The 22343-nt window shown below is 65.2% G+C and carries 22 protein-coding genes and 1 pseudogene; 8 read left to right on the top strand and 15 right to left on the bottom strand.

Annotated features, from left to right (window positions below; genetic code table 11):
- Nucleotides 1-46: 46 nt before the first annotated feature.
- Together V5279_RS44645 and V5279_RS44640 are read right to left on the bottom strand one after the other, a co-directional pair.
- Nucleotides 47-1744: a methyl-accepting chemotaxis protein gene (locus tag V5279_RS44645; protein WP_338693654.1), complete on the bottom strand. Its 1698-nt coding sequence runs from the start codon at nucleotides 1742-1744 to the stop codon at nucleotides 47-49.
- 196 nt (nucleotides 1745-1940) lie between these two features.
- Nucleotides 1941-2234, bottom strand: coding sequence for a DUF1330 domain-containing protein (locus V5279_RS44640; protein ID WP_338693652.1), 294 nt, complete (start codon nucleotides 2232-2234; stop codon nucleotides 1941-1943).
- A 159-nt stretch (nucleotides 2235-2393) separates the two neighbouring features.
- Between V5279_RS44640 and V5279_RS44635 the strand changes: the two genes are divergently transcribed.
- Entirely contained in the window at nucleotides 2394-2888 is a 495-nt protein-coding gene (locus tag V5279_RS44635) for a hypothetical protein (RefSeq protein WP_338693650.1), read from the top strand.
- 161 nt (nucleotides 2889-3049) lie between these two features.
- Here V5279_RS44635 and V5279_RS44630 read toward each other — a convergent pair whose 3' ends face one another.
- The 6 genes from V5279_RS44630 to V5279_RS44605 form a co-directional block, all read right to left on the bottom strand.
- Nucleotides 3050-3262, bottom strand: a complete 213-nt coding sequence (locus V5279_RS44630; protein WP_414645665.1) for a hypothetical protein — start codon at nucleotides 3260-3262, stop codon at nucleotides 3050-3052.
- A 102-nt stretch (nucleotides 3263-3364) separates the two neighbouring features.
- Nucleotides 3365-4771: a 3-isopropylmalate dehydratase large subunit gene (gene leuC / locus V5279_RS44625; protein WP_338693648.1), complete on the bottom strand. Its 1407-nt coding sequence runs from the start codon at nucleotides 4769-4771 to the stop codon at nucleotides 3365-3367.
- A gap of 344 nt (nucleotides 4772-5115) precedes the next feature.
- On the bottom strand, nucleotides 5116-5496 hold the full coding sequence (gene rplS, locus V5279_RS44620; protein WP_338693646.1) for a 50S ribosomal protein L19: 381 nt from the start codon (nucleotides 5494-5496) through the stop codon (nucleotides 5116-5118).
- Nucleotides 5497-5604: 108 nt separating this feature from the next.
- Nucleotides 5605-6351: a tRNA (guanosine(37)-N1)-methyltransferase TrmD gene (gene trmD / locus V5279_RS44615; RefSeq protein WP_338693644.1), complete on the bottom strand. Its 747-nt coding sequence runs from the start codon at nucleotides 6349-6351 to the stop codon at nucleotides 5605-5607.
- 9 nt (nucleotides 6352-6360) lie between these two features.
- Entirely contained in the window at nucleotides 6361-7443 is a 1083-nt protein-coding gene (locus V5279_RS44610; protein ID WP_338693642.1) for a zinc-binding alcohol dehydrogenase family protein, read from the bottom strand.
- Nucleotides 7444-7774: 331 nt separating this feature from the next.
- Nucleotides 7775-8974 carry an MFS transporter gene (locus tag V5279_RS44605; RefSeq protein WP_338693640.1) on the bottom strand — a complete coding sequence of 400 codons (1200 nt, stop codon included), beginning with the start codon at nucleotides 8972-8974 and terminating at the stop codon, nucleotides 7775-7777.
- A gap of 171 nt (nucleotides 8975-9145) precedes the next feature.
- On the opposite strand from V5279_RS44605, the gene gcvA reads away from it, so the two are divergent.
- Complete coding sequence (gcvA, locus tag V5279_RS44600; RefSeq protein ID WP_165127117.1) at nucleotides 9146-10057, top strand: transcriptional regulator GcvA; 912 nt, start codon at nucleotides 9146-9148, stop codon at nucleotides 10055-10057.
- Nucleotides 10058-10070: 13 nt separating this feature from the next.
- Here gcvA and rimM read toward each other — a convergent pair whose 3' ends face one another.
- The 3 genes from rimM to ffh all read right to left on the bottom strand — a co-directional run bounded on the left by rimM (nucleotide 10071) and on the right by ffh (nucleotide 12575).
- Nucleotides 10071-10592 (bottom strand): ribosome maturation factor RimM, encoded by a 522-nt coding sequence (gene rimM, locus V5279_RS44595; protein ID WP_338693634.1) that lies wholly within the window; start codon nucleotides 10590-10592, stop codon nucleotides 10071-10073.
- Nucleotides 10593-10609: 17 nt separating this feature from the next.
- Nucleotides 10610-10942 (bottom strand): 30S ribosomal protein S16, encoded by a 333-nt coding sequence (gene rpsP, locus V5279_RS44590; RefSeq protein WP_029081296.1) that lies wholly within the window; start codon nucleotides 10940-10942, stop codon nucleotides 10610-10612.
- 85 nt (nucleotides 10943-11027) lie between these two features.
- A complete protein-coding gene (gene ffh, locus V5279_RS44585) occupies nucleotides 11028-12575 on the bottom strand; it encodes a signal recognition particle protein (RefSeq protein ID WP_166300556.1) in 1548 nt (515 codons plus the stop codon).
- Nucleotides 12576-13113: 538 nt separating this feature from the next.
- Between ffh and V5279_RS44580 the strand changes: the two genes are divergently transcribed.
- The gene (locus V5279_RS44580) at nucleotides 13114-14094 is read left to right on the top strand and encodes an MBL fold metallo-hydrolase (RefSeq protein WP_414645984.1); all 981 of its coding nucleotides are present in this window, start codon (nucleotides 13114-13116) and stop codon (nucleotides 14092-14094) included.
- Nucleotides 14095-14236: 142 nt separating this feature from the next.
- On the opposite strand, the gene V5279_RS44575 is transcribed toward V5279_RS44580, so the two are convergent.
- Together V5279_RS44575 and V5279_RS44570 are read right to left on the bottom strand one after the other, a co-directional pair.
- Entirely contained in the window at nucleotides 14237-14950 is a 714-nt protein-coding gene (locus V5279_RS44575; protein WP_166300558.1) for an SIMPL domain-containing protein, read from the bottom strand.
- A 5-nt stretch (nucleotides 14951-14955) separates the two neighbouring features.
- Entirely contained in the window at nucleotides 14956-15666 is a 711-nt protein-coding gene (locus V5279_RS44570) for a GyrI-like domain-containing protein (RefSeq protein ID WP_338693625.1), read from the bottom strand.
- Nucleotides 15667-15851: 185 nt separating this feature from the next.
- On the opposite strand from V5279_RS44570, the gene dapF reads away from it, so the two are divergent.
- Together dapF and mtaB are read left to right on the top strand one after the other, a co-directional pair.
- Nucleotides 15852-16724 (top strand): diaminopimelate epimerase, encoded by an 873-nt coding sequence (gene dapF, locus V5279_RS44565; protein WP_338693623.1) that lies wholly within the window; start codon nucleotides 15852-15854, stop codon nucleotides 16722-16724.
- 30 nt (nucleotides 16725-16754) lie between these two features.
- Entirely contained in the window at nucleotides 16755-18026 is a 1272-nt protein-coding gene (gene mtaB, locus V5279_RS44560) for a tRNA (N(6)-L-threonylcarbamoyladenosine(37)-C(2))-methylthiotransferase MtaB (protein WP_338701735.1), read from the top strand.
- 104 nt (nucleotides 18027-18130) lie between these two features.
- Here the strand turns inward: mtaB and bfr are convergent.
- Nucleotides 18131-18613 (bottom strand): annotated as a pseudogene (gene bfr / locus V5279_RS44555) (bacterioferritin).
- A gap of 262 nt (nucleotides 18614-18875) precedes the next feature.
- On the opposite strand from bfr, the gene V5279_RS44550 reads away from it, so the two are divergent.
- The 3 genes from V5279_RS44550 (at nucleotide 18876) to V5279_RS44540 (ending at nucleotide 20287) form a co-directional block, all read left to right on the top strand.
- Nucleotides 18876-19244 carry a VOC family protein gene (locus V5279_RS44550; RefSeq protein WP_166300565.1) on the top strand — a complete coding sequence of 123 codons (369 nt, stop codon included), beginning with the start codon at nucleotides 18876-18878 and terminating at the stop codon, nucleotides 19242-19244.
- Between the two features lie 123 nt (nucleotides 19245-19367).
- On the top strand, nucleotides 19368-19922 hold the full coding sequence (locus tag V5279_RS44545; protein ID WP_338693620.1) for an NAD(P)H-binding protein: 555 nt from the start codon (nucleotides 19368-19370) through the stop codon (nucleotides 19920-19922).
- Nucleotides 19919-20287, top strand: coding sequence for a hypothetical protein (locus V5279_RS44540; RefSeq protein WP_338693618.1), 369 nt, complete (start codon nucleotides 19919-19921; stop codon nucleotides 20285-20287). The genes V5279_RS44545 and V5279_RS44540 overlap by 4 nt, the downstream gene beginning before the upstream one ends.
- An 858-nt stretch (nucleotides 20288-21145) precedes the next feature.
- Here the strand turns inward: V5279_RS44540 and V5279_RS44535 are convergent.
- A complete protein-coding gene (locus V5279_RS44535; RefSeq protein WP_338693616.1) occupies nucleotides 21146-22285 on the bottom strand; it encodes a DUF2336 domain-containing protein in 1140 nt (379 codons plus the stop codon).
- Nucleotides 22286-22343 lie beyond the last annotated feature (58 nt).

Genomic DNA, 22343 nt, shown 5'->3' with positions numbered 1-22343 from the left:
CGATCGCCCGGCGCCGCCCTTTGCAGTGAGAGGCTGCCTGATCCGGTCAGGCCGCGCGGATCTTGTCCAGGAATGCGTTGACGTTGCCGCGCAGCGTTGCGGATTGCTGACTGAGATCGTCGGCGGCCGTCAGCACCTGCGTGGCCGCCGATCCGGTCTCGGTGGCGGCTTCGTTGACGCTGCCGACATTCGCCGACACCTCGCTGGTGCCGCGCGAAACTTCCTGAATGTTCTTCGAGATGTCGCGGGTAGCAGCGCTCTGCTGCTCGACAGCGGCGGAGATCGCCGCCGCGATTTCGCTCATCCGCCCGATGGTGCCGCCGATCGCCCGGATCGCGGCGACGGCCTGACCGGTCTCCTGCTGGATGGCCGCGATCTGCGAGGAGATGTCCTCGGTCGCCTTGGCGGTCTGGGTGGCAAGCGCCTTCACTTCATTGGCGACCACCGCAAAACCCTTGCCGGACTCGCCGGCGCGCGCAGCCTCGATCGTTGCGTTCAATGCCAAGAGATTGGTCTGCGACGCGATGTTCTGGATCAGCGAGATCACCTCGCCGATCCGCTGCGCAGCCGCGGCCAGGCTCTCGATGGTCGCGTTGGTGCGATCGGTCTCGTCCACCGCCGCTCTTGCGGTCTGGGCCGCCTGCGTCACCTGGCGGGTGATCTCGCTGATCGAGGCGTGCAGTTCCTCGGTTGCGACCGCGACGGTCTGGACGTTCGCCGAGGCCTCGTTGGATGCGGTGGCAACGAACGTCGCCTGCCGGCTGGTTTCCTCCGCGGTCGCCGACATGCTTCCGGCGGTCGCGTGCATTTCGGTCGAGGCCGCGGTCAGGGCGTTCAGCGCTTCCGAGACCTGATTGTCGAAGGTCGCGATGTGGCCCTCGACAGCGCGCTGCCGGGCCTCCTTGCGCAGCTGCTCCTCGCGCTGTTCGGCTTCGAGGCGGCGCGCCGTGATCGCATTCTCCTTGAACACGCGCAGCGACTTGGCGAGGCCGCCGACCTCGTCGTTCCTGTCATCGCCGACCACCGCGATGTCGAGATCGCCCTCGGCGAGCTTCGTCATCTCCTCCGTCATGCGCGACAGCGGCCGCGCGATCTGGCTGAACGCGATCCAGGCGAGGATATTGAAGGCACAGAGCAGCCCGGCGGCGGCGCCGAACAGCAGCACGAGGCGGGTCTGGTCGGCGGTGGCGATGCCCTGGTCACGCGCGGCCTGCATGCCCTTCACATTGGCGGCGATCAGGCTGGCGACCGCCTCCATCGCGGTCTGGCGATGCTTGGCCGCGACATTGCGCGAGTAGGCGAAGGCGTCCTCCAGCTTGCCCGCGGTGACCAGCTCGAACACCTTTGCGCTGGCCTCGCGGCGGTCCTTGACCGCGCGGCGCAGCGTGTCGATCAGCTGCTGCTGTCCGGCGTCCGATGTGACGGACGCCAGGCGGTCGACGGCGGCAAGCGTCGCATCGGTTGCCTTGTTGTAGGCTTCGATGTTGGAGGCGATCGCCTTGGTGTCGGCGGCGCTGAGGATGACATTCTTCTCGCTGACGGCCGCGCTGTTGAAGTTACTCTCGGCTTCGAGGCTGTACTGCACGCGGCGGGCGTTGCCATCCACCAGGTCGGACGCGGTCGCCGACAAATGGCTCAGCGCGAGCGAGGCCTGGACGACGATGCCGATCGCGACCAGGGCGATAATGGCCGCGGGCACCGCGATCTTGGCAATGATGGGCAAATTCTGAAACTTGATGGTCATTTCCGGTCCCACGATAATGCTGCTGCTTCCATCGGCTCACCCGGCCGATGAGGCACGTGTGAGGGCGCGATGCCACGGCTTGTCCTGCTGTCCGCGCCATGGAAACCGAAGTCGTCCTGAATTTTCTGATTGATTGTCCGTTAACCCTAGCCACCAACCCTTAGCAAAGGGTTCACGCCGGTAGCGGGTAACGGCATCAGGGCGCAAAGCCCTTGGCGAGAAGCACGGTGCCTTGCGCGCCCGCTTTGCGGTCCCTGGAGATCTCGACATATTCGGGCGATTCCGACCAGGCGCGGAATGCGGCTTCGTCAGGGAACGACATCAGCACCAGCTTGTCGCGATCCCAGGTGCCTTCGAGCACCGCGGGCTGTTCGTCGGCCGACAGCAGCCGCCCGTTGAACTTCCTGAACACGTCGAAGAAGCGCGCCTGATACCGATCATAGGCGGCACGATCGGTCATCTTGAGTTGCACGATCACATAGACGGTCACTTGCGTTGCTCCCGGACTTTTCGTCGCGCCGTTTTGCGCGTTCATGACGCATTCACTCAGGGATTTCTAGCGTTGCGGCGGGAGCGACCGCAATGAACGCAATGCAACCGGCTGCCATGCAGCGTGGGTGTGATTGCTGTTGTCAGGGAGGTTCTGAAGATGAGGGAAGGGTATTTGCGGCGTGGCTTGGTGCGCCGTCTCGGTGTGGCGGCGGCCGCGGTCTTCGCGCTGTCGATTTCAGCGCAGCAACGCGCCGAAGCGCTGTCGCTGGCGAGCCCGGGCACCGTGCCCGCGGCGAAGTCTGCGGCCGATGCCATGACGACCCAGGTCCGGCATGGCGGTGGCGGCGGCCACGGTGGCGGCGGTCACGGCGGCGGAGGTTTTCATGGCGGCGGCTTCCGCGCCGCGCCGGCGTTCCATGGCGGCCTCCATCGCCACTACGGTGGCTACCACCGCTTCTATGGCGGCGGGTACCGCTACGGCTACCGCCGGCACTTCCATCCCCGGCGCTACTTCTATGGATCGTCCTACTACTATCCGGCCTACTATCATCACCGCCGTTGCCGGGTGGTCTGGACCTATTACGGGCCGCGCCGGATCTGCCGGCCGTATTGGCATCACCGTCACCATTGGCGGCCGTATGGCTATTGGTGAAGGCTGAAATGACAGCGGGCGCCAAACGGCGGCCGTTTTGTCAGGACACTTTTCGCGCGAAGGCACCTAGAGCGTTTTCGAGCGAAGTGGAGGCCGGTTCGCGTGAAGAAGACGCAAGAATCTAGAGCTTCAGTTCTGATCCAATCAGAACTGAAAATGCTCTAGTCCCAATTCTTCAGCCTCCAGGGCTTGATCTTCCACGGCGTCAGGTTTTCGATCCGCCATTGCGTCCAGCGCTCCGGCGGCCAGTGGCTGAGGCGCGAGGTCTCCTTCACTTCGGGAGGCGGATCGATGATGCGTGGCGCGGCGCGGCGGCGCTTCTGCCGCGTCGCCTCGCTGATCATGTCGACGAATTCGCGCTTGTCGTCAGCCACGTCCGACTCCCCGCGAAGCTTGTCCTCGCAAGGAGCCAGTGTGCGTGCGCCCCGTTAACGAGCCGTTTCCACAACGGCTCGAGCTTGAGACGAAAACTTCGTTTACCGCCAGTCGCGGACGTCGACGAAGTGGCCGGCGATCGCGGCAGCGGCGGCCATCGCGGGCGACACCAGATGGGTGCGGCCCTTGAAGCCCTGGCGGCCCTCGAAGTTGCGGTTCGAGGTCGAGGCGCAGCGCTCTTCCGGCTTCAGCTTGTCCGGATTCATCGCAAGGCACATCGAGCAGCCCGGCTCGCGCCATTCGAAGCCGGCCGCAACGAAGATCTTGTCGAGGCCTTCGGCCTCCGCCTGCTCCTTCACGATGCCCGAGCCCGGCACAATCATCGCGTTGACATGGGCGTTGACGGTCTTGCCCTCGGCGATCTTCGCCGCGGCACGCAGGTCCTCGATGCGGCCGTTGGTGCAAGAGCCGATGAAGACGCGGTCGAGCTTGATGTCGGTGATCTTGGTGCCGGCGGTCAGGCCCATATATTTCAGCGCGCGATGCTTGGAGAGCCGCTTGGCCTCGTCCGCGATCTTGTCGGGATCGGGCACGAAGCCGGTCACCGAGATGACGTCCTCGGGCGAGGTGCCCCAGGTGACGATCGGCGGCAGCTTGGCGGCGTCGAGCCGCAGTTCATGGTCGAAATGCGCGCCCTCGTCGGAGCGCAGCGTCTCCCAGTAGCGCATCGCGGCATCCCAGGCCGCGCCCTTCGGCGCCTTCGGACGGTCGCGCAGGAAGTCGAACGCCTTCTGGTCGGGCGCCACCAGGCCGGCGCGCGCGCCGCCTTCGATCGACATGTTGCAGACCGTCATACGGCCTTCCATCGAGAGCGCACGGATCGCCTCGCCGGCATATTCCAGCACATAGCCGGTGCCGCCGGCGGTGCCGATCTCGCCGATGATCGCCAGGATGATGTCCTTGCCGGTCACGCCGTCGGGCAATTTGCCGTCGACGACCGCGCGCATGTTCTTGGCCTTCTTCTGGATCAGCGTCTGGGTCGCCAGCACGTGCTCGACCTCGGAGGTGCCGATGCCGTGCGCGAGCGCGCCGAACGCGCCATGCGTCGAAGTGTGGCTGTCACCGCAGACGATGGTGGTGCCGGGCAGCGTAAAGCCCTGCTCCGGGCCGATGACGTGGACGATGCCCTGACGCTTGTCGAACTCGTTGTAATACTCGATGCCGAATTCCTTGGCGTTCTCCGCCATCACCCGCATCTGCTCGATGCTCTCGGGGTCGGGATTGGGCTTCGACCGATCGGTGGTCGGGATGTTGTGGTCGACCACGGCGAGCGTCTTCTCCGGTGCGTGCACCTTGCGGCCGGCGGCGCGCAGGCCTTCGAACGCCTGCGGCGAGGTCACCTCGTGCACCAGATGGCGATCGATATAGAGCAGGCAGGTGCCGTCGTCGGCCTCGTTGACCAGATGGTCGTTCCAGATCTTGTCGTACAGCGTGGTCGGTTTGGACATGAGCTTGTGCTCCAGAAGAAATTCAGTGGTGAATGGCGTGAGCGCGCCGCGGCGCGCGAGCAGGCGAAAGCGTCCAGGCAGCGTTACGCTGCGCGCGTAAGCTCTGACGTTGCCGACGTCGCAAAGCGCCCGAAGAAGCGACCGGGCAGCCGCGAGCGATCGTCGATCACGACGCGCTGGCAGGGCTGGCTTGCTTGATCCGGAACCATTCTAAATTTCTAACACAGGGCTTGCGCCCGCGACAATCGATCGATGCGCGGGCCTGTCCATTAGATAGGTATGCCGCAACAAAAAAGCGCGGGGCAGGCCCCGCGCTTTCGGTCACACAACCCTTTCGGGGTGAATTACTCGCCGACGGCAGTCGGGCGGTCCTGCTTCTCGACGATGCGGGCCGACTTGCCGCGCAGGTTGCGCAGGTAATAAAGCTTGGCGCGACGAACCTTGCCGCGGCGCACGACCTTGATCGAGTCGATCATCGGCGACATCACCGGGAAGACGCGCTCGACGCCCTCGCCGTAGGAGATCTTGCGCACGGTGAAGCTCTCGTTGAGGCCCTGGCCGGAACGGCCGATGCAGACGCCTTCATAGGCCTGCACGCGGGTGCGTTCGCCTTCGACCACCTTCACATTGACGATAACGGTATCGCCGGGTCCGAATTCCGGGATGACCTTGGTGGCGGCGAGCTTGTCGAACTGCTCTTTTTCGAGCTGCTGAATCAGATTCATCGAAATCTCCATCGGCGGCGCGCCCAGCCTATGCGGGCTGCGCAAACGTCCATCTATCCTGCGCGTGTGCGGATTAGGCCGTGCCTATAAGGCAAAGCGCAGGGTTTGTCACCCGTCTGTCGTGTTTTTTGTCCGTGGCGGAGCGGCTTTTTGGCCGGCCTTTCGGGCCCAGAGGTCCGGCCGGCGGTCCGCCGTGAGGGCCTCGGATTGGGCCAGCCGCCAGGCCGCGACCTTGGCGTGATCACCGGAAATGAGGATTTCCGGGATCTGGCGGCCCTCGAACTCCTGCGGGCGGGTGTATTGGGGGTATTCCAGTAGTCCCTCGGAGAAGCTCTCCTCGGTTCCCGAGGCCTGCTTGCCCATCACTCCGGGCAGCAGGCGGACGCAGGCGTCGATCAGCGCCATCGCGGCGATTTCGCCGCCGGACAGCACGTAATCGCCGATCGAGACCTCCTCGAGCCCCCGGGCCTCGATCACCCGCTGGTCGATGCCTTCGAAACGGCCACAGACGATCAGGGGGCCGGACCCGGCCGCCAGCTCCGCGACCCGCTCCTGGGTCAATGGCCGACCCCGCGGGCTCATCAGGAGGCGCGGGCGGTCAGGCGCAATGGCAGCGGCGTCGATCGCCGCCGCCAGCACGTCGGCCCGCAGCACCATGCCCGGACCGCCGCCGGCCGGCGTGTCGTCGACGCTGCGGTGCTTGTCGGTCGCCGACGCGCGGATGTCGCGCGCCTCCAGCGCCCACAGCCCGCCGGCCAGCGCCTTGCCGGCCAGGCTGACGCCGAGCGGTCCCGGAAACATGTCCGGGAACAGGGTCAGCACGGTCGCGCGCCATGGTGTCGCTTGGAATGTCATGGCCTCTGGTTACGGCACCACGGCCGTGAGGTCGAGGCTCTGCATCATGGCGGCGGCGTCGACTGCGCGGCGGAAGTCGGCGAGCCCGAAGGTCGCGACGTTGATCCTGCCGAGATCCAGCAGGCCTTCGGCGGCGAGGCCGGCGAGCTGGACCGGCGCGGTGCGGTCATACATGAACTGCCCCACCACCTCCCAGTCGTTGGCGAGCATCTCGCGGAACGAGAGTTCGAGCGGCACGTCAGCGCTACCCATCAGCACCATCCGGCCGCCGCGCTTCAGCGCACGCAGAGAGGACAGCGTGGTCGAGGTGCTCCTGGCGGCGCCGAGCAAATCAAGCGCGACATCGGCGCTGCCGCCGGCGGCGCGGCGGATGATCGAAAGATCGCCTGCGGCATCGCCGGTGACGACAGCGGGAATGACGCGAGGACCAAACGCGTCGCGCAACTGCTCGAGCGCGGCCTGCTTGCGTCCGACCGCGACGACGCGGCCCGCGCCCATCGCGACCGCGAGCATCACGCCGCCCGAGCCGAAATAGCCGGTCGCGCCGTTGACGATGATGGTTTGCCCGCCGCGCAGGCCGGAGCGCTGCAATCCGCCGAACGGCACGATCAGTTTTGCCAACCCGATCAGCTCGGTCGCCGGTCTGTCATCGAGATTGACAAGCGGCGTGACGCAGGCGGCCGGCCAGTGCGCGATCTCGGCAAACACGCCGTCGCGCCAGCGTGCCTGCAATGCGAGCGCCTCCGGCGTCGTCACCGTCGCGGTGAGGCCGATCAGGATCTGCGGCGGATCGCGATCCGGCACGTCGCCGCGCAGATGTGGGCTCAGGAACACACGGTCGCCGCTCTGCACATGCGTGACGTTCTCGCCGGTGGCGACGACACGCGCGATCGCGTTGGTGCCGGGCACGAACGGCATCGGCGGCAGGCTGTAAGGCAATGCGCCCGACAGCAGCCTGTTGGTATACGACAGCACCATGCCGGCTTCGATCCGCACCACGACGCCATCGGGCGCGGGGCTGGGCGTTGCGACATCCTCGAAGCGAAGATCATTGTGGGCGTGCAACCGCCAGGCCTTGTGCATGGTTGTCATTGGGATGCTCCGTGAGACCATTGCTTAGGTAGCCCGGATGGAGCGAAGCGCAATCCGGGAATCACGCAAGCAACGACTCTCCTCGGAAGACGGCCCAGATTGCGCGGAGCCTGTCATCGGGCGCGCGTTCGCGCGACCCGTTGGCTCCATCCGGGCGATAGCTCCAACCTCCCCTTGAAAAGGGGAGGTCGCTTTGCTCGCAAGAGCAGAGCGGGTGGGGATCAGCTCTGTCAGCTTGCACCGTCGCCCGCGGCTGACCCCCATCCCGACCTTCCCCCTTTCAGGGGGAAGGAGAAGACAGACGGTAGCCCGGGCTTAAGCGCGTTATGCGTCACGCCGTCGTTGGTTCGTCGCGAAGATGCCGCGCCAGCGCGATGGTGAGCGGACAGATCGCCAGCGCCGTGATCGCGGTAGCTGCGGTTGCGAGCGTCGGGCCGAGCGCATCACCGAGCAGGCCGTAGAGCACCGGCGCGATCGCGCCGGATCCGATGGTCCCGGTGTAGAACAGCGCGAAGGCGCGTTCGGTCTGATGTGCCGGCGTGAGTTCGGGCACCGTGCCATAGAGCACGGATGAGGTGCCGTTGAGCATCACGCCGAGCAGCGGCAGCAGCATCATGGTCGGCGCCAGCGGCAGCATCAGCACCGCCGCGATCAGCGCCGCCGTGCCGCCTTCGGTGATCAGCACGGTGCGCAGCGTGCCGACCCGCTCGCCGAGCCAGCCGCAGGTGAATTTTCCCGCGGCGCCGCCGATGAAGACCAGTGCCAGCGCGAGGCCGTTGGTCGGCAGCGCGGCGCCCTTGTCGCGCAACAGAAACGGCAGGAAGGTGAGAAAGCCCATCCGAACCGCGGTGTCGAGGATTCCAATCGCGAGCAGCCAGATGAAGCCGCCGCCGGCGCTTGCGCGGCGCGATGCAGCGGCCGCCTTGCGCTCGGCGCCCTTGCCGACCGACGGCATCCACAGCGCGATGCAGATCGCGACGAGCAGGCCGGCCACGGCGAGCACGAGCAGCGTGTGCCGCCACGACATGATCACCAGCAGGATCGAGGTCGCTGCCGGGATCGCCGCCTTGCCGAGATCGCCGGAGAAATTGTAGATGCCGAGTGGCCCGCGTGCCGCCGAACCATAGGCGCGCGACACCGCGGCCGATGCGATCGGATGCTGCGTGCTCGAGCCTGCGCCGGAGAGCGCGAGCGCGAGACCAAGTCCGATGACGCCGCCGGAGAGCCCGGCAAACACGTAGCCAAGCGCCGACAGCGCCGTGCCCGCGATTAGAATGATCTTGCCGTCGATCCGCTGTGCGATGCGCCCGACCGGAATCTGCAGCCCGGCCATGGCGCCGGCGTAGAGCCCGCGCAGCAGTGCCAATAGTCCGTAGCTAAGCGCGAATTCGGCCTGCCAGACCGGCAGCAGCACGTAGATCAGGTCGGTGTAGCCGTCGTGGAGGGCGTGGTTGAGCCCGGTCACGGACAGCGTTCGCGTCGCCCGGACGTGCTCGGGGCGGGATGCGTCGAGTTCGGCGGAGGCGCTCATTGTCGCCATCCGGAGCGAAAAAATCTAAAGATAGAACGGGGGTGCATTGGAGCACAGTCTCAGAAAATGAAGATGTGTGAGTAGCTTGCTGCGCAATATGCGCTCGATCGGCCGCTGTCACAAATCAGTAATAATCGGATCATACGTTAGAAAATCTAGTAATGAGGGAGCATGTTCGTCCCACGCCGCAGCCTGCCGCCGCTCAATGCGGTCCGCGCCTTCGAGGCCGCCGCACGCCTCGGCAGCTTCAAGGAAGCCGCCGCCGAGCTCAGCGTGACCCATGGCGCGGTCAGCCAGCAGATCCGGCTGCTCGAGGAATGGCTGGGCGCGCCGGCGCTGTTCCGGCGATCGGTCCGCCGTGTGGTGCTGACGCCGGCCGGCGCGGCCTTGCTGGCGGAATTCGCGCCCGCGCTCGACCGGATTTCCGCAGCCGTGCAGCAGCATCGCGAGCGGCGCGGCGATGCGGCTGTCGCGGTGCTGCGCGTCAATGCGCTCGCGACCTTCAGCCTGCGCTGGCTGTTGCCGCGGATGAGCCGGTTTCGCGCCGAGCATCCTGATATCGAGGTGCGCCTCGCCACATCGAACGATCCGGTGGATGCGCTGCCCGAACCATTCGATGTCGTGATCCGCGGTGGGCCCGACACCTTCCACGGCTTTTCGTCGCGCTTCCTGGTGTCGGAGCGGCGGCTGCCGGTGTGCAGTCCGGCGCTATCAGCGCAATTGCCGCTGCATGAGATCGCAGATCTCTCCCGGCATACGCTGCTGCACGTCACGTCGATGCCGCGGCTGTGGCGCGACTGGCTCACCGAGGCCGGCCAATCCGCGCTGGAGCCGGCGGCCTCGCTGACCTTCGATCATTTCTATCTGACGATCCAGGCCGCGCTCGACGGACTCGGCGTTGCGATGGGACCGACCGCGCTGATTGCGGATGATCTTGCGGCCGGGCGTCTGGTGACGCCGTTTCCGGCGATCAGCCTGCCGGCGCGGAGCTATTTTGCGTATTTTCCGGCGGGGCGCAGCAACGATCCGCACAGCGCGGTGTTCTGCGACTGGCTCGAGCAGCAGGGCCGGATGACGGGTTGAAAATGTCTCTTGATCATGCCGCCGACGGATCGTCGCCGTCGATTTCCTGCGGCAGCTCGATCACGACGCGGCCGCCGGCGAGATCGACTGATGGCACCACGGCGTTGGTGAAAGGCAGCAGCATTGTCGCGCCCTGCGGCGGGGCGATCTCGATGATGTCGCCGGCGCCGAAATTATGGATCGCGATCACCTTGCCGAGCGGCTGCTCCGATGTCGTCACCGCGGCGAGCCCGATCAGGTCGGTGTGGTAGTATTCACCGTCGTCGGTTTCCGGCAGCCGGTCGCGCGGAATGTAGAGCTCGAGGCCGTTGAGCCGTTCGGCATCGTCGCGCGAGGCGACGCCCTTCAGCGTCACCACCAGATGATCCTTGGCCTCGCGCGCATGCGTGACCTCGAACTGGCGCGTGCCGTCCTTGGTCATCAGCGGGCCGTAATCCTTCACGGCCAGCGGGTCTTCGGTGAAGGTCCATAGCCGGACGGCGCCGCGCACACCATGCGCAGCGCCGATACGGGCGACACAGACCGGTGCAGTCACCGCAGCAGCCGTTCAGCTTACGCCTTGGCGGCGGCTTCGGCCTGCGCCTTGCGCTCCTTGCGCGGCACGGCCTTTTCCGGGTTGTTGCGCGCGGTGCGCTTGACGACGCCGGCGGCGTCGAGGAAGCGGGTGACGCGATCCGACGGCTGCGCGCCCTTGGCGAGCCAGGCCTTCACCTTGTCCATGTCGAGCTTCAGCCGCGCCTCGTTGTCCTTCGGCAGCAGCGGATTGAAGTGGCCGAGACGCTCGATGAAGCGGCCATCGCGCGGAAAGCGCGAGTCGGCGACGACGACGTGATAGACCGGACGCTTCTTGGTGCCTGCGCGAGCGAGGCGGATAACAACGGACATTTAGTTCTCCTTCAAAGGTCGATGTGTTCGGTTGATTGGCATTCCGCGTTGCGCCGGCCGCATTTGAGCCGTCGCGACGAATTCCTCATTTCTTCTTGCCCGGGAAGCCGCCGAGGCCCGGCAGCGTCGGCTTGCCGGAAAGCCCGGTCAGGCCCGGCACGTTCGGCAGGCCGCCGCGCAGCCCGACCGGCAAATCCTTCGGCAAATTGGGCAGGCCACCGCCGGCGCCGCCCTGCATCTTCTCGGCGAGCGCCTTCATCTCCTCGGCCGAGGGCGGCTTCATGCCGCCGCCAAAGCCCATCGCCTGCGCGATGCCGGCGAGCGGGCCGCGCTTGCCGCTTCCCATGGCCTTCATCATGTCGGCCATGTTCCGGTGCATCTTCAGGAGCTTGTTGACCTGCTCGACGCTCTGGCCGGCGCCGGCCGCGATGCGCTTCTTGCGGCTGGCCTTCAGGATGTCCGGATTCTTGCGCTCCTGCCGCGTCATCGAGTCGATCACCGCGACCTGGCGCTTGATGATCTTGTCGTCGATGCCGGCCGCCGCGATCTGGTTCTTCATCTTGGCGATGCCGGGCATCATGCCCATCAGGCCGCCGATGCCGCCCATGTTCGCCATCTGCTGCAGCTGCTCGCGCATGTCGTTGAGGTCGAACTGGCCCTTGCGCATGCGCTCGGCGGTGCGCGCGGCCTTCTCGGCGTCGATATTGGCGGCGGCTTTCTCGACCAGCGAGACGACGTCGCCCATGCCGAGGATGCGGCCGGCGATGCGGTTCGGATGGAAGTCTTCCAGCGCGTCGGTCTTCTCGCCGGTGCCGAGCAGCTTGATCGGCTTGCCGGTGACGGCGCGCATCGACAGCGCGGCGCCGCCGCGGCCGTCGCCATCCACTCTTGTCAGCACAATGCCGGTGAGGCCGACGCGCTCGTCGAACGCGCGGGCGAGGTTAACCGCGTCCTGGCCGGTGAGGGAGTCCGCGACCAGCAGCACTTCATGCGGGTTGGCGGCGGCTTTGATCTCGGCCGCCTCCTTCATCATGTCTTCGTCGAGCGTGGTGCGGCCGGCGGTGTCGAGCAACACGACGTCATAGCCGCCGAGCTTGCCGGCCTCTAACGCGCGCTTCGCGATCTGTGGCGGCATCTGGCCGGCGACGATCGGCAGCGTCGGAATGTCGAGGTCGCGGCCGAGCACCGCGAGCTGCTCCATCGCCGCCGGGCGATAGACGTCGAGCGAGGCCATCAGCACCTTGCGCTTGTCGCGCTGGACCATGCGCCGCGCGAGTTTTGCGGTGGTGGTGGTTTTACCGGAGCCCTGCAGACCGACCATCATGATCGGGACGGGCGGCACGGAGTTGATATCGATGGTCTGGCCGTCGGAGCCGAGCGTGGCGACGAGCTCGTCATGGACGATCTTCACCACCATCTGGCCGGGCGTGACCGACTTGACGACGGTGGCGCCGATCGCCTGCTCGCGGACCCGGTCGATGAAGCTGCGGACGACCTCGAGCGCGACGTCGGCTTCGAGCAGCGCGCGGCGCACCTCGCGCATCGCGGCATCGACGTCCTTTTCGGTCAGCGCACCGCGCCCCGTCAGACGATCGAGAATGCCACCAAGCCGTTCCGACAGATTGTCGAACAATGCCGTTGTCCTTCGTTGCGCTCGTAAGCGCGCGTCACCCGTTTCTCGTCATACCCCGCGAAAGCGGGGTATCCGGTACGCCACGGCCGCCCGGTTCAATCCGAGCTGCTCTGGAATACTGGATCACCCGCTTTCGCGGGTGATGACCACATAGTCCGCCTTGGCAACCTGCTAAGACGAAGGTCCAAACACTTTTCGCGCCCGAGGGCGCATCGCGCTGTCGGGCGTTGGCCTCTGGTCTCCAGGACCAGTCGGCGGGTCGAAAAGACGGATCTTTCCGAGAAAGTAGCGGCGTTAAACGCTGCCGGGGGCGCAAAGTCAAGGAAAGTTTCGCCGCGATCGGCGCGGCATCGACAGTAAGGCGCTGAAATCACATCATTTTGTCGGGTTGGTTCCGAATTCGTCGATGCCACCCATATAAGCCGCGCCCGCCTCCTATTTGGGAACCCGCTTGCCCATCATCACCCGCCGCCGCCTTCTCGCAACCTTGACCGGAGCTGCCGCGGCGATCGGCGTGCCCTCGATCTGGATGTCCTATATGAAAACCTATGACGGCCCCGTCTCCGATCACTTCGACGGACTGCACTTCTTCGATCCGGATGGCTCGCCGCCGAAATCGCTCGGCGAGGTGTTGCGCTGGCAGTTCGGGGGCAGGCGGCAGCGCGCGGTCTGGCCGGAATGGGCGCCGAGCCCCTATGCCGATACGCCGCCGCCGCGCGTCGATGGCGGTGGGGTGCGGTTATGTTTCGTCGGCCATGCGAGCTGGCTGATCCAGGCCGGCGGTCTCAACATCCTGGTCGATCCGGTGTGGTCGATGCGCGCCTCACCGTTCAGCTTCGCAGGTCCCATGCGGCACAACGATCCCGGCATCGCCTTCGAGAAGCTGCCCAAGATCGACGTCGTGCTGGTGTCGCACGGCCATTACGACCATCTCGATGTCGCGACGCTGTCGAAGCTCACGGCGACGTTTGCGCCGCGCGTGATCACGCCGCTCGGCAACGACGTCACGATGTGCGCATCCGATGCTGCGATCAAAGCCGAGGCGTTCGACTGGCATCAGCGCGTCGAGCTCGGCAATGGCCTTGCCGCGACGCTGGTGCCGACGCGGCACTGGTCGGCGCGTGGCCTGTTCGATCGCAACAAGGCGCTGTGGGCGAGCTTCGTGCTGGAGACGCCGGCCGGCAAACTCTACATCGTCTGCGATTCCGGCTATGGCGACGGGCGGCATTTCCGCAGGGTTGCCGACGCGCATGGACCCTTAAGGCTCGCGATCCTGCCGATCGGCGCCTATGAGCCGCGCTGGTTCATGCGCGACCAGCACATGAATCCGGAGGACGCGGTGAAGGCGCTGGCCGATTGCGGCGCCGCGCAGGCGCTGGCGCATCACCACGGCACGTTCCAGTTGACCGACGAGGCGATCGACGCACCGGCGACCGCCCTCGGCGAAGCGCTCGACGCGGCAAAAGTGCCGCGCGAGAAGTTTTTGACGTTGAAGCCCGGGCAGGTGTTCGAGATCTAGCCTCGTCCCGGGCAAGCGAAGCGCGACCCGGGACCCATAACCACAAATGCGAAATATTGGGCGATGCTGCGGTCCCAGCTTGCCTCCACAATTCGCATTTGTGGTTATGGGTCCCTGCTTTCGCAGGGACGACGGGAACTTATTACTTCCCCTTGATCGCCCAGGACACGCTGACGCTCACGGACAGGGTTTCCTCGCCCTGCGCGACCGGCGCGCTGGAGGCTGCCATCGGCGCGGCCATCTTGCGGTACATCGGCACGGGCGCGTTGCCCTCCTCGGAAATGCTGATCGGTTCGCCGAGCGTGACGCCGGCGGCCTTGGCGTAGATTTCCGCCTTGCGGCGCGCGTCGGCGATCGCCTTGTCGCGCGCTTCGTCGAGCACTTTCGAGGCCTGCGACACCACGAAGTTGATGCCGCCGATCTCGTTGGCGCCAGCGCCGACCAGCACGTCGACCACGCCGGCGACCTTGGCGACGTCGCGCACCTTGATGGTGACGCGGTTGCTGGCGCGGTAGCCGACGATGCTGGGCGGTGCAGTCGGGGACGACGAGGTGCGGTTGGCGAATTGCGGCTGCAGCGACAGCCGCGAGGTCTGGTAGTCCTTCTCGTCGATGCCCGCGCCCTTCAGCGCGCCGAGCACTTTCGCCATCGCAATGTTGTTGGCGTCGGCGGCCTCGCGCGCGGTCTTCGCATCGGTCGTCACGCCGCCGTCGATCACAGCCTGGTCCGGCGCCACCGAGACGGTGGCTTCGCCGGTGACCGAGATCGCCGGCGGAAAGTCGTCGTTGGCGAGTGCGGGCGCGGCCAGCAGCGTGGTCGCGACGAGGATGGCAGCGAAGGGCAGGCGATGGGGCATGGGTCTCACTTCAATGGCACGTAAACATTGATCACCAGCTTGTCCTCCGCGGTCTTCAGCGGATCGGTGATGTATTCTTCGATAAAGGTGTCCTTGGCTTCGAGCTTCTTGTCGTCGAGGTGATTGGTGATCGCCTCATAGGTGTTGTCCATGTTGTCGTAGGAACCGCGATGGACGAACTTCAGCGCCTTGCCGTCGGGCGAATTGCCCATGCTCATGTTCTTGCCGAGGTTCTTGACGTCCTGATCGACCGGGATTTCGGCGATGAAGGTGAAGCCGGTGTCGTCGGTCGAGGTGTAGACGATCATGGGATTGCCCGATGCCTTGATGCCGCCCTTGTCGAGCAGCGCGGTGAGCTGCTTGAACGCCTCGATCAGCGCGTCGAAGGCCGAATCCCAGTTGGCGGTGCCCTTCAGCATCACGACCTTCTTCGGCTCCAGCGTGAACGGTTCGCCGAACGGATCGGCGGTCTGCACCGGGGCGGTCGGTGGCGGCGCCGGGGTCTGCGATGCGGCGGGGCTGTCGGCCGGCGACTTGGTCTCGGCCGGAGGCGGGACGGGCGTGGCCGAGGGCGCCGGGGCGGGGGTCGGGCTCGGGCTGGCTGCCGGAGCGGGCGAGGCGGCCGGCGACTGGGCGGGCGCCGGGCTTGCCAGTGCGATCGCGGCCAAGGGCAGCAGCGCGACCAGGGCCGCGCGGAGCGTGCTGATACGGTTCATTCGGTATTCTCCATCCCCATCCTCAAACGGCCGCTCGATCTGTCCCGGCGCGCGCGGCCCGCGAGGTGAGATATTCCTAACACGCAAGTTCTGCATTCGTCCCATGACAGATGTGTCACGGAGCCATTCCGACTGGCCAATGGACCACCAGTCGCCATATAACCGGGCAGAATTTGGGAAAATCGATGAGCGCGCTCGCCAATCACGCATTTGCCAAGATGAACGGCATCGGCAACGAGATCGTCGTCGTCGACCTGCGCGATTCCAAGGCACAGGTTTCGGCGGAGGAGGCGCGCGCCGTGGCCTCGCCGGCCGGCGTTCCCTATGACCAGCTGATGGTGCTGCAGCCGCCGCGGCTCGACGGCACCGAAGCGTTCATCTCGATCTACAACAACGACGGCTCGGAGGCCGGCGCCTGCGGCAATGGCATGCGCTGCGTGGTGCGTCAGATCTTTGAGAAGACCGGCCAGACCGCGGCGACGTTCCAGACCCGCGCCGGCCTGCTCAATTGCTGGCAGGGTCCGGCGCCCGATCTCTACACCGTCGACATGGGCGCGCCGAGGTTCGGCTGGCAGGACATTCCGCTGGCGGAGGAATTTCGCGACACCCGCTACATCGAGCTGCAGGTCGGGCCGATCGACAAGCCGGTGCTGCATTCGCCATCGGCGGTCTCGATGGGCAATCCGCATGCGATCTTCTGGGTCGACGACGTCAATGCCTACGACCTCGAGCGTTTCGGGCCGCTGCTGGAGAGCCATCCGATCTTCCCGGAGCGCGCCAACATCACGCTCGCCCATATCGTCGATCGCGACCACATCACGATCCGCACCTGGGAACGCGGCGCCGGCATGACCAGGGCCTGCGGCTCGGCGGCCTGCGCGACGGCGGTGGCGGCGGCGCGGCTGAAGCGCGCCAACCGCATCGTCGAGATCACGCTGCCCGGCGGCAAGCTCGGCATCGAATGGCGCGAGCGCGACGATCACGTGCTGATGACCGGCACCGCCGATTTCGAATATGAGGGCCGCTTCGATCCGGCGCTGTTCGCCAGCGTCGCCTGACCGGGCGTGGGATCGATCATGAGATCGGGCATGGGCGTCGATGTCGTCACCTTTGGCTGCCGCCTCAACGCATTCGAATCCGAAGTGATTCGCCGCGAGGCCGAGCAGGCCGGGCTCACCGAGACCATCGTCATCAACAGCTGCGCCGTCACCAATGAGGCGGTGGCGCAGGCCCGCCAGTCGATCCGCAAGCTGAAGCGCGAGCGCCCTGCGGCGCGCATCGTGGTCACCGGTTGCGCGGCGCAGACGCAGGCCGACATGTTCGCCGAGATGGCCGAGGTCGATCGCGTCGTCGGCAATGACGAGAAGATGCGCGGCGCTGCCTGGCAGGCGACCCGCGCTGCGTTCGATCTCGGCGGAAGCGAGAAAGTCGCGGTCGCCGACATCATGGCGGTGATCGAGATGGCACCGCATCTGCTCGATGGATTCGAACGCGGCCTGCCGCGGGTGTTCGTGCAGGTGCAGAACGGCTGCGATCATCGCTGCACCTTTTGCATCATCCCCTACGGCCGCGGCAATTCCCGCTCGGTGCCGATGGGCGCCGTGGTCGATCAGGTCCGCACGCTGGTCGAGCGCGGCCATGCCGAGATCGTGCTGACCGGCGTCGATCTCACGAGCTACGGCGCCGATCTCCCGGGCACGCCGAAGCTAGGCCAGTTGACCCGGCAGATCCTGCGCCATGTGCCCGAGCTGAAGCGGCTGCGGATCTCGTCGATCGATTCGATCGAGGCCGACCGCGACCTGCTCGATGTCGTCGCCGCCGACGCGCGGCTGATGCCGCATCTGCATCTGTCGCTGCAATCCGGCGACGACATGATCCTGAAGCGGATGAAACGCCGGCATTCGCGGCAGGACGCGATCGATTTCTGTGCGCAACTGCGCCGGCTGCGGCCGGATATCGCGCTCGGCGCCGACATCATCGCGGGCTTCCCGACCGAGACCGAGGAGATGTTCGCGCGCTCGCTCGATCTGGTCGAGCAATGCGATCTCACCTTCCTGCACGTGTTTCCCTATTCGAAACGCCCGGGCACGCCGGCCGCGCGGATGCCGCAGGTCGCAGGCGGGGCGATCAAAGAGCGCGCCAAGCGGCTGCGCGCGGCCGGCGAAGCCGCGCTGCGGCGGCGGCTGGCCGCGGAGATCGGCGCGACGCGCAAGGTGCTGATCGAAAGCAACAGGCAGGGCCGCACCGAGCACTTCCTGCCGGTCGCGATCAATGATGATGTGCCGGGCACGGTGCGACGGCTCGCCGTGACGGGTCATGACGGTGCGCGCCTCGTTGGGTCGTGCGGCGACGCTATCTAGCGCGTCGTCTTCCTAAAACCGCCATGTCCGCCTTACCTTCGAAGGAGGGCGTGGAGCCGACGTGAGTTCATGCCGGCTTTGGGCCAAAAGCAGTCGTTGGCACTTTAGTCCTTGTCGAGCTCTCCGATATGACGCTGGGCATATAGCTCGAGGCCGATCCTCGCGACGAGTTCGATCTGGGTTTCCAGAAAATCGATATGCTCTTCCTCATCGTGCATGAGTTGCTCAAACAGATCCCGTGTCACGTAGTCTTTGACCTGATGGCAATGGCTCGCAGCTTCAGCGTAGAGGGAGTGCGCCGACAATTCGGCTTGCAAGTCGCTATCGAGCACGGCCTTCACGGTCTTCCCAATATGAAGGGATTCCAGCGTCTGCATATTGGGAGATCCATCGAGGAAGATGATGCGTTCGATGAGCTTGTCTGCATGTTGCATCTCTTCAATCGATTCCTTGCGCCACGCCTTGGCCAGCACCTAGTAGCCCCAATTGTCGAGCAGGCGGTAGTGCAGCCAGTACTGGTTCACCGCGGTGAGCTCGTGTCGCAGCGCTTTGTTGAGGTATTCGATAACGTCTTTATCGCCCTTCATGCTCCGCTCCTTTTCGCGGGTGCCGCTGGGATCGATTGGTTGTGTGGGCGCCTGGACTTGATGTTTGGCCGACGCGATGGAGAGTTTAGAGCGTCAGCGCTTTCGGTTCGAGCAGTTTGGGGCATCTACCGCTCGCCGTAAGCGGCGACGCAAGGAAAGGGGCGCTCGGCGTTGACTTGCTCACCGTTCGACACACATGAGAGGTTAATCTCTGCGCCGCGACTTCAAAGGCGTAGGGAGATGGAACAGGGGAGTTTTGGCCATGATCGAGGGGATCAGCGCGCTCACGCTGGGCACCCATGACATGCCACGAGCTGTCCGATTCTACCGAGCCCTGGGATTTGAGGTCCTGCATGGCGGCGAATGGTCGTCGTTCACTAGCTTTCGAGCCGGTCTGAGCTACCTCAACCTCACTGACCAACCTGCCGAACGACGCTGGTCCTGGTGGGGTCGGGTCATCTTCTACGTCACCGATGTTGACGCACTTTACGAACGCGCGCTCGCGGCGGGTTACCAGCCCGCGACTGTGCCCCGCGATGCCGAATGGGGTGAGCGTTTCTTCCACCTGGCTGACCCCGACGGCCACGAACTCAGTTTCGCTCGACCTTTGCTCCCGGCTTCCGTCCAATAGCGGATCGAAGCGGCCTGCATTCCAACCGTCGCTGCGAGAGGGTATTGTTCCGACAGACGGCCATCGCCCTGACGTCAGCTTCGGCTCGGGCTATGGCGCGGTCTCTCGGGCAAAGATCAAAGGATGGCAACGAACGGTCGCACCGTCACCGTATTCGGCGGAACCGGTTTTCTCGGCCGCCGCATCGTTCAGCATCTGCGCGATCACGAGTTTCCCGTCCGGATCGCGTCAAGGCATCCAGATCGCGGGCGCAGTCAGTTTGGCCCGCATGATTCCCAACTTCTGTTCGTCCAGGCCGATATTCACGACGAACGGTCTGTCGCAAATGCGCTTGCCGGCGCTTACGCCGCTGTCAACACCGTCAGCCTATACGTCGAGCACGGACGTGAGACGTTTCATTCCGTTCATGTCGAGTCCGCCCAACGGGTAGCGGCCCAAGCGCACCGGGCCGGAGTCAAAAGACTCGTTCACTTGTCAGGCATCGGCGCCGATGCCGCGTCTCAATCGCGGTACATCCGAGCGCGCGGCGAAGGTGAACTGGTGGTCAGGGCTACGTTTGCCGGCGCACATATCATTCGGCCCGCCGTCATGTTCGGACCGGACGATGCGTTTCTTACGACCATCCTCAACCTTCTCCGCCGGCTGCCGATCTATCCGATGTTCGGCCGCGCTCGATGAAACTGCAGCCGGCCTATGTGGAAGATGTGGCAGAGGCGACTGTCCGGATCATCCAGCGAGCCGAGACGCAACCGACGATCTTCGAGTGTGGCGGCCCTCGCGCTTATTCCTACGAAGAATTGGTCGGAATCATCGCGCGTCAGGCTGGCCTTGCGCCCATCCTGGTCCCGATCCCGCTCGCCGTTTGGCACGCCCTGGCATGGGCTTCCGAAATACTCCCGGACCCGATTCTCACGCGCAATCAGGTGGAGCTGATGCAGATCGATACCGTGTCGTCGCCGGAGATGCCTGGCCTTGTCGAACTTGGGATTTCGCCGCAGCCGGTTGAGGCAATACTCCAGAAGATGCTGTCAAAGTGCGGATGAAGAGGGCTCATCGGTTAAATCCGCTTCAGATGGCGGGTTCGCGCGCTACTGTTACAGGACGCGATGGCGTATCCGCCGTTCGACAGCGGCAATATGGCTGTGCGCCGTCGGCAGCTGCAGGTAGTTCGGGGTCGACTGACCTTGGACGCGTACCTCTAAATCCGGATTGGTGAGCGTGGCTCTGTATCCGCTTCAGTCCGAAAGCGATTGTAGTGCGGCGTCGCCGCGAAATGACGCGATGGGTCAAAAGCCGTCGATGACGGCCGAGTCCGGCGAGCTTCCGCGCATGAACTTCGCATCGCGACGGTTCCCAGCAAAATGACAGCATGCCTCAGACCGAAACCCATCGCGCAGGGAAAGCCGGATTGCTCCGGTTACACCTGTGGCCCTACCCCTGTGCTTTTTGTTGCACAGGGCCCATGGGTGCGATCGGCACCCGGCTTTCCCTGCGCCCCCTGTTCGAGGGAGGGCGGAAAGAAATGCAAAGCTCGGGCAAATCATGTCGCGAGAATGCGGAAGTATCACTCACAGACCGTGCAACAAATTCGGTGTTGTCCTGGCGAAAGCCAGGATCCATTACCCCAAATCATAATTGTTGCGCGACGCTGGGAGCGACGATCCCGTTGATCGTCAAATGCGGTGGCTATGGGTCCTGGCTTTCGCCAGGACGACGATCGTGTGTGTGGCACCCGCGCTGTCATCGCCCGGCTCGACCGGGCGATCCAGTACGCCGCGGCCTCTCGGCTCAACAACGGGCGTCTCTGGAATACTGGATCACCCGCATGCGCGGGTGATGACACTGAATTCGCTGTTTGACAGGTCGAATCTGAATCAGTCCCGGCGCTGTGCGCGAGAATGTCAACGGCTGCGTTCGCCGGGCTTTGGCGGCTGCGATGCGCGGACCTGCCAGAACCGCAGCATGCGGTCGGCGTTGGCGTGCGTTATTCGCGTGAACTGGCTCTTCGCGTTGGCGAGCTCGACCGGCCCCATCGATCCGGTCGAATAGCGGCATTCCATCACCGCGGCCGTCGTCTCCCAGCTCAACCCCGCGGCCCGGCAGGGCACCAGCAGACCCTCGCTGCGGAGGCTTTGCATCAGGGGGCGGATCACCTCGATGCTGGCCTGCGCAAGCTCCGCCAGGGCAGCGATGGTTTCTTCATACATTCGCTGCCTGGCGAAGCCGAGCAGGGCGGCCTCGTTGAGCTCGCCGGAATCCTTCAGCCTTGCGACGTGACGCTTGGCTGCGGTGAAGTCCCGGGCCCGCGACATCTCGCGCTCGACGCCGGCGGCGACCGCGGCGATCGCGTGGCGGATCTCCTCGAACAGATGCGAGGGCGCGCGTTGCAGCAAACGGCTGCGCACCTCTTCCGTTGCATCGTGCAGCAGCTGAACACGGAGCTCCGGGGGCAGATCCGCGCGGATACCGGTCTGGACCGCAAGCACCGGGTCGTGCTCGGCCTGCGCGAGAATGATTGCGAACCCGTCCGCCGACACCTTGGCGCCGGGATTGCTGACCAGGCGGTGACTGACGCTCGCGAAGCGACGGGCCAACAGCGCGTCGGTGACGACTTCCTTCAGCCACCAGCGGCCGGCGACCGCGAGCAGATGCAGCTCGCTCTTGGTCTTCGCGATCTCGACCAGATCTTCCGTGTTGAGACGCGACGATTCCTGCAGGATCGGCCGGGCGATCCTGATCTCGTCATTGCTCGCGAGACGGCGAATGATCGCGGGCGGTGCCTGGGTGACCGGTGCGAGCTGCTCGCTGATGTGGGTGAGCGCCATCCGGGCGCTGATGTCGGCAAGCGCCCGCAACTCGATGGTCTTCACCAGACGCTCGAGCACATTGTCGAACAGCTCGACCTGTTCGCTGTTGAAGCTGCCGGCGGAGGCGAGGAAAAGGCCGGTGACGCGCTTCGCCGCTTCTATGCATTTTTCGGCGGAGCCGGCGCGTATCGCGGCCTCGACCTCGTCGACAATCCCTTGCCCAGCATTCAGCATTGCTCGTCCTGAGCCGTGGTGGCGCGCTTTTTCTAAGCCGCCTGCAGGACTACCGGAT

Source organism: Bradyrhizobium sp. 26S5 (assembly GCF_036923295.1).
Lineage (GTDB): Bacteria > Pseudomonadota > Alphaproteobacteria > Rhizobiales > Xanthobacteraceae > Bradyrhizobium > Bradyrhizobium septentrionale.
This window is presented reverse-complemented; position numbering and strand designations above follow the sequence as displayed.